General features: G+C 31.0%; 10 protein-coding genes. 5 read left to right on the forward strand and 5 right to left on the reverse strand.

Annotated features, from left to right (window positions below; genetic code table 4):
- The first annotated feature begins 21 nt into the window (after positions 1-21).
- Complete coding sequence (locus MAGB_RS00345) at positions 22-1362, forward strand: YitT family protein (RefSeq protein WP_235750713.1); 1341 nt, start codon at positions 22-24, stop codon at positions 1360-1362.
- A 48-nt stretch (positions 1363-1410) separates the two neighbouring features.
- Here the strand turns inward: MAGB_RS00345 and MAGB_RS00350 are convergent, their stop codons facing one another.
- The 5 genes from MAGB_RS00350 to MAGB_RS00370 all read right to left on the reverse strand — a co-directional run bounded on the left by MAGB_RS00350 (position 1411) and on the right by MAGB_RS00370 (position 8071).
- The gene (locus MAGB_RS00350; protein ID WP_004023847.1) at positions 1411-4398 is read right to left on the reverse strand and encodes an AAA family ATPase; all 2988 of its coding nucleotides are present in this window, start codon (positions 4396-4398) and stop codon (positions 1411-1413) included.
- A 65-nt stretch (positions 4399-4463) separates the two neighbouring features.
- The gene (gene rnc / locus MAGB_RS00355; protein ID WP_004023848.1) at positions 4464-5144 is read right to left on the reverse strand and encodes a ribonuclease III; all 681 of its coding nucleotides are present in this window, start codon (positions 5142-5144) and stop codon (positions 4464-4466) included.
- Positions 5137-6141, reverse strand: coding sequence for a phosphate acyltransferase PlsX (gene plsX, locus MAGB_RS00360; protein WP_004023850.1), 1005 nt, complete (start codon positions 6139-6141; stop codon positions 5137-5139). Before plsX ends, rnc begins: the two co-directional genes overlap by 8 nt.
- Positions 6142-6147: 6 nt before the next feature.
- Positions 6148-7794 (reverse strand): DAK2 domain-containing protein, encoded by a 1647-nt coding sequence (locus MAGB_RS00365; protein ID WP_004023851.1) that lies wholly within the window; start codon positions 7792-7794, stop codon positions 6148-6150.
- Entirely contained in the window at positions 7787-8071 is a 285-nt protein-coding gene (locus tag MAGB_RS00370; protein WP_004023852.1) for a hypothetical protein, read from the reverse strand. The genes MAGB_RS00365 and MAGB_RS00370 overlap by 8 nt, the downstream gene beginning before the upstream one ends.
- A 184-nt stretch (positions 8072-8255) precedes the next feature.
- On the opposite strand from MAGB_RS00370, the gene recO reads away from it, so the two are divergent.
- From recO to MAGB_RS00390, 4 genes are all read left to right on the forward strand, one after another.
- Entirely contained in the window at positions 8256-8999 is a 744-nt protein-coding gene (gene recO / locus MAGB_RS00375) for a DNA repair protein RecO (RefSeq protein ID WP_004023853.1), read from the forward strand.
- 113 nt (positions 9000-9112) lie between these two features.
- Positions 9113-10081, forward strand: a complete 969-nt coding sequence (locus MAGB_RS00380) for a DHH family phosphoesterase (RefSeq protein WP_004023854.1) — start codon at positions 9113-9115, stop codon at positions 10079-10081.
- Positions 10082-10095: 14 nt separating this feature from the next.
- Positions 10096-11082 (forward strand): DHH family phosphoesterase, encoded by a 987-nt coding sequence (locus tag MAGB_RS00385; protein ID WP_004023855.1) that lies wholly within the window; start codon positions 10096-10098, stop codon positions 11080-11082.
- Between the two features lie 137 nt (positions 11083-11219).
- The gene (locus MAGB_RS00390) at positions 11220-12626 is read left to right on the forward strand and encodes an HAD family acid phosphatase (protein ID WP_004023856.1); all 1407 of its coding nucleotides are present in this window, start codon (positions 11220-11222) and stop codon (positions 12624-12626) included.
- Positions 12627-12748 lie beyond the last annotated feature (122 nt).

Here is a 12748-nt window from a genome sequence, read left to right on the forward strand (position 1 = left end):
TTTCATACTATGAGTAGCCCTGTGACTAATTTGAAGATACTTAAAAGAAAAAAATTACTAAGAAAATTACATAGCGAAAATGTTAACAATCTAAAATTAATTGAATTAGATAAAGAGGATATTGACTTAAGAAAATATTTTGGCGATGATTTAATGGCTAATTTGAGAATGGCCAATTACTCATATTATTCTGATAGTGCGAATAAAAGAAAAAAGAATGTGAGAAAAAGAACTGCTATTTTATATGCCAAAAGAGTGTTTTTTCTCTTCATCGCTGCTTTAATTTTTAACTTTGGTGTTATTGCATTTTTAAACAGAGGTGATACACTTCCTAGTGGTTTATCTGGATTTCCAATGTTAGCAGTGCTTATTGCTAAAGATAAGGGTTACCGTGACTGAGATAAATACTTTGCCTTAATGTTTATTTTGATTAACCTTCCTCTTTTAATTGGATTTGGTTTTAAAGTAAAGCGAAGTTTCACCATATTAACAGCTGTGTTCATGATTTCACAATTAATTACTAACGCAATATTTACTTCAATTCCACAAGTTCATGATTTTATACATAACTACATTAATATTGCGCCTGGCTGGCATAAGCTAGTTGAATTTCGGGATAGTGCAGGCAATGCTATAGGAACATATGAAAATGCAAGCAGTTGGCCAATAATTATAAATGGTTTTCTTGGCTCAATATGTGCAGGAACATCAATTGCTATTGCTTGAAAAAATGGTGGTTCAACTGGTGGAACTGACATTATTGCTTATTATTTCTCAACTAAAAAACAAAAAAGCGTTGCTGGAATGATGTTTACTGTAAATATTATTGCCACTTCATTCTTCTTACTTGTTTTTGGTATTGCTGCTAAACATAAAGAGGCTGTTGATCTAGGTGTTATATCATCAAGCAGCAGTGTTAAAAATGTTTTAGAGCAACCTAATTCAATAATAATTACATTAAAAGATGGTTTTGCAATTAATTCAATTAAACAATATGTGTCACATAGAACAATTTTTGGACTAAGAGAATTTTCAACCATTTTATACATTATTTTTAACAACATTGTGTTAGGTTTAATGTATCCAAAATACAAAAAAGTTACCCTTTCTATTGCAACTAAGTGTCCTGATGCTGTCTTAAATTACTTTAAACACATTAAATACTGACATGCATATACGATTTTTAAAGGAATTAGCGGCTACTCACAAGAAGAGACATACTTTATTGAAACAACTTTATTGACACTAGAGAGCAAAAACATTATCTCTGACATTAAAGTTATTGATCCAAAAGCATGGATTTCAATCAGGCCGGTTGAGCAAGTTAAAGGCGCATTTAATACTAAATATGTTGAAGAGTAAAAAAACTTACAAGACTGTTTTATAGCCTTGTAAGTTTTTTTTAATTACTTAACTTTGTGCTTTAGCTGCTCTTGCAGAAATGTAATCTTCTTGAACATCGTCAACTAATTTTTTAGCTTCTGCTAACTCTAAACTAAAGAAAGTTGTTACGCCTCTATTTTGCATTGTTGCACCAAATAAAGCATCAACTCTAGACATTGTTCCATGTCTGTGAGTAATTACTAAAAATTGAGTCTTATTTTTTAGTTTTTGTAAATATTCTGCATACCTTACAACATTTGATTCGTCCAAAGCAGCTTCAACTTCATCTAAAATACATAATGGAAGTGGACGTGCTTTAAGTATTCCGAATAATAGAGATATGGCAATCAGTGACTTTTCGCCACCAGAAAATAGCTTAAGATTTTTAATACTTTTTCCTGGTGGCATTGCCTCAATTTCAACTCCAGATTCTAAAATATTTTTAGGATCAGAGAAGAATAATCGAGCACTACCGCCACCAAACATTGTGGCAAAAACATCATTAAATTCAGCATTAACATCATGAACAATATTAGTTAATCTTGTGATGATAATCTTATCCATTTGTGCAATAGCTGATTCTAAAACTTGTTTTGCTTGTGTTAATTCCTCTTCACTTTTTACAAACTTATTGTATCTTTCTTCTTCTTCAACTAATTGTTCTAGCGCTTCAAGGTTAACATTACCAAGCTTGTTAATTTCTTCTCTTATTTCTCTAACAATTTCAGTTGCTTGGTCATAAGACATTTCCAGTTTATATCCTTGTGCTTCAGCTGATTCTAATGTTAACTTATATTGTGATGCTAATCTTTCACGTGATTGTTCAAGAAATACTTTAGATTTTTCTTTTTCAGAAAGCTTTTCTGAAAATGATTCTAACAGTTTTCTTAGAGTAGATTCAAAGTCGCTTTTTAACACTTGGCCTGAATTAATTTCTTGCCCTAAAGCATTAATTCTTTCGTTTTTAGCTCTAAAATCAGCTTCAAGTGCACTTTTTCTAGATGATAAGACCTCTAAATCAGCTTCAGAACTGTGAATGCTGATGCTTTCGGCTTTTATTTCTAGTTCTTTGTTGCTAATGTTTTTGAGTTTTAAATTCAGCTCATCGAGTATTTTTTGCTCAGCACTTTTTTGTGTAATAATATTTGCTAATTGATTTTTTAGCTGGCTTTCTAACTCTAAACAATTTCTTCTTTCATTGCTAATTTCATTATGCTTAGATCTATCATCAGTTATAGCAATCTGTATACCAGGAATAAGCGATTCTAATTCATTTATTTTTAAGTCAATAGTTAATAATGTTTCAGTATTAGACTTAGCGCCACCAACTATTACACCACCAGCACGAATTATGTCGCCATCTAATGTAACAATCATGTATCTATTGTCTAAAATTTTTGAAATATGATTAGCATGATGAATTGTTTCAGTAACTATAACATTGCCTAATAAAAATTGTGAAAGAATAAGATAAATTGGCTCAACTTCTACTAATTCAGAAGCTACAGCAATAAAACCAGGCTGACCTTGAATAGCTAAAAGATGATCATCTCTAACACTTTTAGGTTGAATAGATGCAAGAGGAATAAAAGTTGCTCTTCCGCCATTATTTTGCTTTAAAAACTCAACTGCTTTAACAGCAACTTCGGGCTTATCAACTACTAAGTGTTGTAAAGCATTTGCTAAAACAGCTTCAATTGCCCGTGAATATTCTTTGTTGACTTTAATTAAATCAGCAACAGTTCCTTTTAAACCTTTACCAAAAATAGCCTTGTTTTCTAAAATGGTTTTTGTACCTTTATATAAAAGCGTGTTGCCTTCTTTTTGTTGTTTAAGCAAGTTTAGGTGAGTTTGTATTTTGAAAATATCATTTTCTTTTTTATTTAATCTGACAGATATAAGGTTAATCTCTTTGTCATGATTGTCTAAAATTTCGCCATTATCAGAAATTCTTTTATTAATTAAATCATATTCTCTATTATAGTAAGCAACTCTTTGTGCTGATTTTTCAATTAATGTTTTATAAGCACTGATTTGTTCAGTTGTATTAACTTTTAATTCGCCTTCAACAATTAATCTCTCACGTTCATTTTCTCTAGCAATAGCTATTGAGAGATTATTAAGTCTGTCTTTGACAGCTTCTAATTCAATAGAAATTTCTTTTTGTGCAGCTTCAAGATTGGTTTTGAACTCAATGTTTTGACTAATTTTAGCCTCTAAATTTTTTATTCTGTCATTTAAGTCATTCTTAGTTTCTTGAACACCTTCTAATTCAACAGAAAGCTCTTCATATCTTGAGCCAAATCTTTTTATATTATCTACTAATAATCCAACTTCAACAGATCTTAATTCTTCAGTTTTTGCAATAAATATTTTTGCTTTTTCTGCTTGTTTTCTTAATGGATTAAGCTTTCTTTCGATTTCGGCTATAACTAGGGCAATTTGGTCAAGCCCTTCTTGAGTTTTAGCTAGCTTTGATAAGGCTTCTTTTTTTCTAAATTTATACTTAGAAACCCCTGCTGCTTCTTCAAAAATTCCTTTTCTTTCCTCGGCAGATGCTTCAGCAATGTCACTAACAGTACCTTGTGAAATGATAGCTAAACTACTTTTACCAATTCCACTTTCCATTGCAATTTCTTTAATATCTTTTTGCCTGCAAACCTCGCCATTAAGATAATACTGGTTAATGCCTGAACCTCTTTCTAGAACACGTGAAATTGTAATAGTTTCATGATTAATACTGCTTTGGCCATCTTTATTATCAAAAGTAAGTGTAACCATAGCCTTATCCATTGGCTTTGCAGTCTTAGATCCGGCGAAAATTACATCATCCATATTATCGCCCCGAAGCTCTTTGGCGCTTCTTTCACCTAGAACTCATTTAATGGCATCATTGATATTTGACTTTCCTGAACCATTAGGCCCAACAATACCTGCAACCCCACCATTAAAATGCAAAGTTATAGGTTCAGCAAATGATTTGAATCCGTGAGCTTCCACTTTAATTAATTTCATTTTACACCTCTTGCAATATTGAAAATTTTGCTCTTAGTAAATTTTAATAAAAAAGACCAAAAATACTATGGTTTAGACATTATTAATTTATTTAATGCATCATTAGCAGCATTTTCTTCGGCTTCATGCTTGCTTTTTCCAACTCCTGAGCCATAAACATTGCCTTCATAAATAGCTTCTGCTTTAAATAAATTATTTTCGCTTTGGTATGTTTGATAAAAGACAGTTTTTTTGCTAAAAGATTGCATATGCTCTTGCAGCCTGGTTTTTGAATCTTTAAGCTCAATTTTGCCTTCTTTATACTGCTTAACTAAAGGCAACAATGTTTTGTCTAAAAATTCTTTAACTTTTGGCAATCCTTGGTCTAAAAATATAGCTGCAACTAATGATTCAAAAATATCAGCGCCAACTTTTTTAGAACTAAGCACTTCAGTAGCAACGACATTGCTTGAGAGCACTAAAAAGTCTTTAAGTTTAAGCTCATCGGCAATTTGATTAAGCGAATCAGTGCACACTAATTTCGATCTTATTAAGGTAAGCTGGCCTTGGTTTTTGTCCTTAAAGGAATTAAAAAGTATTGCAGATACATAGAACTGCAATATTGCATCACCTAAAAACTCTAAAGTTTGATAATTCTTGCCTTTTGAATTAGCTACAGATGAGCCGTGTGTAAAAGCTTGTCTATAAACTGATAAGCTTGCTGGCTCGATATTAAAATTGCTTAAAAAATTTTCAATGCTATTCATGTGGCTTGTCATTTAGTTCCTTCTTGATAACTTCTAGAACACTGTTTTTTATAACTAACTTAATTTGATTTAGTGCACCTAAGTATGCCTTAGAGTCACTGTTTCCATGACATTTAATACTTAGTCCATTAAGCCCAATTAATCATGCAGCTCCTACATTTCTATAGTCTAATGTTTCAGCTACATCTTGAAAGGCTCCTTTAAGGAATAGATAGCCAAATTTTCTTATTGGCTTAGCCATAATTTTGTCTTTAAGCAAGTTCTTAAAGCTTAAAATTGCGCCCTCTAGGCTTTTGAGCACTAAATTTCCGCCATAACCGTCAATAACTGCTACATCAGCAACACCATCTAATAAATATCTTGGTTCACTGTAGCCGACATAATTTATGAATTTATTTTCTTTTAACTCTTTAGCAGCTTCTTTAACTATTTCTAGCCCTTTATAATCCTCAGTTCCAATGTTAATTAGTGAAACTCTTGGATTAACAATGTTTAGCAAAGTACGCGCGTAGACGTTAGCAATTTTTGCTCATTCAACTAAGTATTCTGCTTTACATTCAATATTAGCACCAACATCTAAAAGTAAAAACTTGCGACCAACAACTGTAGGCATAAGTGGCATAAATGCAGAACGGCTTACTCCTTGCAATCTCTTTAATTTAAAGGTAGCACAAGCTAAATAAGTTCCAGAATCACCGCTAGAAACAACAGCATCAGCTTTGCCTTGTGCAACAAGGTCAATAGCATCATTCATTGAAGTGTTTTCTCTTAATGATTTATGGAAGTTTTTAACATCAGAAGGCACATTAGGGTTATTAATTATTTTTAGTGAGTTAGGCACATTTTCAACTAACTTAAGCTCATTATTAATTAAAGCTTCATCGCCAACTAAAATAATTTCATAATTATCATTTTCTTTTAAAAACTGACAGCTAGCCTTAACTGCTGCAGCAACACCATTGTCATTTCCGTTTACATCAAAAGCTATTCTATACATAATTTCTTACTCAAATCCTATTAAAAAATGATAATTAGGTTGATTGCCATTGACAACTTCAACTTCACAGTCATAATATCTATTGATATAGTCAACCAATTCAATTGCATCAGGTTCTGAAGCATCATTACCATAGTAAATAGTAATAATTTCAGTTTCATCATTAGCAGCTTTTTTAATTAAATGTTTTGCAGCTTCTAGATATGAAGCTTTACATGAAATGATTTTGCCATCTAGAATGCTAATAAAGTTATCTTTTTTGATCTTTACGCCATTAAAAGTTGTGTCCCGAACTGCCATTGTGACTTCGCCAGTTCTAACCATTTTCATAACTTCTTTCATTAATTCATTATTTTCATCGCTATTTGAATTGCTATTAAAAGCTATGATTGCATTAATTCCTTGAATTTGGGTTCTAGTAGGCACTATGTGAACATTTTTATCAAAAATTCCTGAAGCAGCTTGTTCAGCAGCTAGAAAAATATTAGGATTATTTGGAAGCACGAAAACATCTTTAGCATCAACTGATTTAATTGCTTCTAAAATATCAGTAACAGATGGGTTTTGAGTCTGACCGCATTCAATAATTGCGTCCGCACCTAATTCTTTCATTTTGTCAATAAAACCTGAACCAAGGTTGCATGAGACAATTCCACATTTTTTGTTCCCTTGTGCAACTGCATCATTGATTACAACGCTGTTATTTCTGTTGGTTCTAGAATTTTCAGCTTGCAAGGTCATGTTTTCAGACTTAATTTTTATAAATTCACCATGTTTTTGACCATAGTTAAGCATATCACCTGGCTTTAAAGTATGGCCATGTACTTTAATTAATTCAGCATCTTGCACAATAACAAGTGAATTAGCAAACTTAGAAATATGTTTTTCAAAGGCAGACTTATCAAATTCATCAGGTTTATTTAATTCAATAATAAATTCAGTACAGTAACCAAATTCACCTTTATAAACTTCATCAGAGCTAATAAATTTATCAATTGACTGCTCAACTTGTTGAATTTCAACAGGATTACCAATTACATAGCTGTGCATCCCTGTGATAAATGAAACTAAACCTTCGCCCCCTGAATCAACTACACCAACTTCACGTAAAACTTTTAGTAAATTTGGTGTGTTATCACAAGCAACTCTTGAATAATCCTTCGCCATTTCAAAGAAATGTTCAAGAGTTGTTTCTTCATTTACATTTTTAGCTAGCTGTTCAGTTGTTTCACGTATTACTGTAAGAATTGTACCTTCTACAGGTTTAAGAACTGATTCATAAGCTCTTTTGGTAGCACTTTTAAATCCTTCAACTAATTCTAAAACTGTCACTTCATTTTTATCAGCAAAATAATTGGCAAATCCTTTAAAAATTTGGCTTAAGATGACCCCTGAGTTTCCCCGAGCACCAAGGAGCATGTTTTTAGACACAACTGCAGAAACTTCAGCAAGATTAGCAGTATTTTCTAAATTTTTAAGCGCTTTTGCTGCTGCATCAGCAGTATTAGACATATTGGTTCCAGTATCACCATCAGGAACAGGGAAAACATTAAGTGCATCAATTCTATTTTTGTTGTTAATTAAATTATTTGCACCAGAAATAATTAAATTTGAATAAATTGTGCCATCAATAACCTTAGCGTTCTTAATCATTTATCAACTCTCCTATGAATAAATTAATTTTGCCAACTTTTTGACCTTTTTTGACAAGCTTATACTTTAGCAAATTACTTATATTTTTAACTAACTCTTTTGCGCTTGTGTTTTTTAGTATTTTTATTGATGCACTAAAATTCCATATATCTTTATCACTTTCATGCACATTAAAGTCTGCAATATGATCAGTGGTGCCTTCTTCTAAATCAAGTCTTACACCGGGTGTTGATTCTAAAATCTCTATAAAAATCTTTTCAACTTCATTGTTTGTCATTTAAAGCCCTACCTTTGCAATGCAGTTTAGAATTTTAATTTAGTATTTATATGATAATTGTAGATAAAATTATATTATTATTAAAATTAAAACAAAATTTAAAATTATCAATATAAAAATATATACTAACATCCAAAAATTGAATATAAATTTAACTTAAATTTGTTGGGCGATTTAAACTATTATGGCAGAAAAAGTTGAAAAAGTTATTGTTTTAAAAATTGAAGATTATGTACAAAATGAAAATGCAGCATTAGTAACTGTTTTAGGAACTAATGGCATTTTCAAACTTTTTGCACCTGGAGTTGCTAAAACAATTTCTAAAAATAGGCAAAATTTACAAATTGGCTCTATTTGCGAAATAGACTATTTTAAAGCAAGATTCGTAAATAAATTAAGTAAGTTAAAAAAAGCATCACTACTTATTATGCCTCATTATGAAGATAATTTGGTTCTTAAATTCATAGCTAAAATGATGCTTTATTTAGAAAATTATAAAAGTAATTCTAAAGAAGTCTTTGATGCTTATGAGGAGTGTTTGCTTAAATATGATTTCTATGTAAAAAACGGCTTTGAAGATATTGAAACTAAGGGAAATCCACTTAGATATATGATTACCTACATAGTATCAAAAGCCCTTAATTACAATGGGATTCAGCCAAATCATCACAGATGCATTAATTGCAACTCTCCTGCTAATTTAGTTGATTTTAAATTTTCAGAAGGTGGTTTTATTTGTGGCCAGTGTACCAACAACCAAAGATGAACAAAAGAACTTAAATCACTTTATTTTTTATTTAATAGTTTAGATAAATACATTCTAATGAGTAATAAAACAATTAATGACATTATTTATAATGAAATAATTAATCATTTAATTAAAAATGGAATTTATGTTAATTGAGAAATATTAAAATTTAACAAATAAACCTATAAAACAGCCTTTTTGTACAACACAGTTGGCTGTTTTATTTTTTTAAAAAAACTATTAAAAATAAATAATTTATAATTTACATAATATAAATTTTATTAGGAGGCAAAATGAAAATAGGTAATGCAAAAGTGGCTATTGATGCCATAGAAAAGTACAAAAATATAGTCATTTTTCATCACATTCGCCCTGATGGCGACTGCTTAGGATCACAAGCTGGGCTAGCTGAATTAATTAGAACTAACTACCCTGAAAAAAATGTTTATACAGTTGGAAATAATGTGGGTGTATTTGACTTTATGAACTATAAATATGATCCAATTGAATCAATTGACTTTACAGACTCTCTTGGCATTGTGGTAGATGCTTCAAGCTCAAATAGAATCGAGTGTGCTGAACTATTATTAAATAAAAAATTTACTGCTGCCTTAAGAATAGATCATCATCCTAATGATAGCGACATTGAATATAAATATTTATGAGTAGATGAACACTATGTTGCTGCTGCTGAAATGATTGCAAAAATTGCTTATGAAGCTAACTGAGTGGTTACACAAAAAGCTGCAGAGCATGTATTTTTAGGTATAGTAACTGATAGTGGCAGATTCTTATATCCTGATACTTCTGCAAGAACACATCAATTAGTTTCATTTTTATATGAAAAAGGTGGCTTAAAGCCTAAATTTATCTTTAATGAACTAAGTAAAAGGACAATGGAAGATATAAAATTCTCTGGTGAAATACTTTCAAATTTCAAAAAGCAAGGCAGAGTTTTATACTACGAAATCACCAATGAAGTTTTAGAAAAATTTGGCATAGATAGCCTTAAAGCAGCCACATTCGTCAATGAGCTAGCTGATATTGAAGACAATTCATGTTGAGCTTTCTTTATCCAATTAGAAGATGGAAAAATTAGAGGACGTCTTCGTTCAAATGGACCTTTAGTTAATAAAGTGGCAAATAAATATAGTGGTGGTGGCCATGATAATGCAGCTGGCATTACATTAACAGAATGAAGCCAAGTTAATGATGTAATTAATGATTTAAATCAAGCAATTATTGAATGAGAGGCAAAATAAGTATGGCTCAACATATGGAAATAGGTTCATTTAATGATGCAAAAAATTTAATAGAAAAATATGATTCAATCATAATTTTCCACCATACGCGCCCTGATGGTGACTGCTTAGGTAGCCAATTTGGCCTAAGAGAATTAATAAAAGATAACTATCCTAATAAAAAAGTTTATGCAATTGGTGATAACAATGGCTCATTCTCATTTTTAAACTTCGACTTTGACAGTGAGCCAAGTGATGAATTACTTGCACAATCACTAGGAGTAATTGTTGATGCCAACTTCAAAGAGAGAATTTATTTACGTCAATATTTAGACAAAAATTTATTTGCTGAAACACTAAGAATCGACCATCATCCTAATGATGACGATCTAGATAAGTGTACTAGATGAGTTGAATCATCTAGAATTGCAGCAGCAGAAATGATTGCCGAATTAGCCTATAAATCAGGCTGAAAAGTTAGTCCCAAGGCAGCTGAATATATCTTTTTAGGCATAGTAACTGACAGTGGAAGATTCCAGTTTTCTGATACATCAGCAAGAACTCATGAATTAGCAGCTTTTTTATATAAAACTGGCTTTAATGCTGACAAAATTTTTACAGGTTTAGCTCAAACTGATTTACAGGATATTAAACTATCTAATAAAATTTATGAAAATCTTAAAACAGTTGGCAAAGTTGCTTACACTACACTAACTTATGATGAAACAATTAAACTTGGCAAAACTCCTAACCAAGCATGTAGACCAAATTCTATTTCAAATTTAAAAGGTTATCCATTTTGAGTGTTCTTCAATGAAGAAGAAAATGGGAAAATTAGAGTTGAATATCGTTCAAATGGCCCATGCGTAAGAAATGTGGCAGTTAAATGAGGTGGTGGCGGCCATGAAAGAGCTTCAGGATCAATTCTAGATTCATTTGACCTTGTGCCTGAAGTTATTAAAGACTGCAATGATGAAGTTGAAAGATGAGAGAAATTTGGCAACGAAGACCAAGTTAAATAAAAGAAAGTGGATTGTTCCACTTTTTTTAGCTAAAAATTCCACTATTAATAGGCTAATTTGTTATTTTGTATAATTTTATTACATACAAAAATGTTTTTAAAAATATAAAAAACAGATCCTATAAGGAGTTATTAATTATGATTAATAAAAAGTTTTTAAAGGGTGCTTTAATTGGCTCAGCGCCTGTTATTTTGCTACCATCAATAGCTGCTACATGTCAAGATCCAGCTACAAAAAATGAAAATTCAAATGGTGACCAAAATGGTAATAAAATAGGCTCAAATGGCAAAATTGATGATGTAATTGCTTCGCTAAAAGCAACTTGAAGCACACTAAAAGATAATGAAAAAGAAAATGCAATTACATCTCTTGCAAAAGCTATGAAAAGCGATGTTAAATTAACTCAAGATCAAATACACTTTTTAATTAGCCAACTAAATAAGGACGTTGGAACCTTTGGTGCTGTTGTTTGATATATAACTTCAGTTGAATCGCTTATTGGCAAGGCTCAATCATACGAATTTGCTAAATTAGCTTTTAATAAATTGAAAGAATCTAATAAAGATAAGTTTGATTTTAATCAAAAATTTAATGAGCAAACAAGCAAGGTTGAAGCAACTAATAGCAAAAGTCTGCCTGTTGTATTCATGGACATAGATGAAACAGTGCTTCAAAATGACTTAACTGAAGCATCTGCAATGATTAATGGCGGCTACAGTGGTGCTGAAAAAGAGAAAAATGACCTTAAAGCTAATAGATTTGCAATTCCAGGTGCTGTTGAATTCATAAATTATGTGCATGAAAATGGTGGTTTAGTATTTTATAACTCAGATATGAACCAATCAACAGCAGTCAGAGATGCTGTTAAAGAAAATCTTAAAAAAGTCGGTGTTAAGTTTGTTCAAGATTTTCAATTCTGAATGCGTGGCTCAATGCCTTATGTAGCAGAAAATGAAAGTGACATTAGCGATGAAAAAACCAAAGGAATGTCAGATGATGAACTTAAAAAACTAGCTGAAAGATTAAAGTTTACAACTAATTATAGGGAAAAGCCTTGAATTACATGAACTAACTCTTCTGCGGCTTATAGACTTGGCAAAAAGGTCTATAAAACAGACAGAATGGAAGCAATGGACAAAAATACTGAAGGCTTCAAACTAATGGGTGAAAAGAAAGTTCCATTGAAAACCATAATGAAAATTGGTGACAATTACAATGACTTTTTTGACAGAATTTCTAAGGGTAAAACTAATAGTGAAAGAGTAAATTCATTCAGAGATAAAAACCTAGAAATTAATAAATACTTTAGTATTGATGGTGCCGAAGTTAAACATACTGTCAAAAAAGATAATAAATACACTTTAGAAAAAGTAACTAACCCTTGAAAACAAGTTTATGTTCTTATCCCTGGCAATTCTGAATATGGTGGCTGATTAGATAAACTTGGTTATGGCAATGTTTATAATCTATATGAAGAAATTTTAAAAATTGTTAAAAACAGCAAATATCAAGAAGGTCCAAAACCAGAAAATAATGTTATTTAAATGCTAAATAGAGCTCTTGCTCTATTTTTATTACTATAAAACAGGTTTTTTGGTAAATTGACATATTTGAAAATAGCAAAATTTTTGTGTAAAAGTTTTTCATAAAATTAGATAAAAAAGGC

It is taken from the genome of Mycoplasmopsis agalactiae 14628, from assembly GCF_000266865.1.
Taxonomy (GTDB): Bacteria; Bacillota_I; Bacilli_A; order Mycoplasmatales; family Metamycoplasmataceae; genus Mycoplasmopsis; species Mycoplasmopsis agalactiae_A.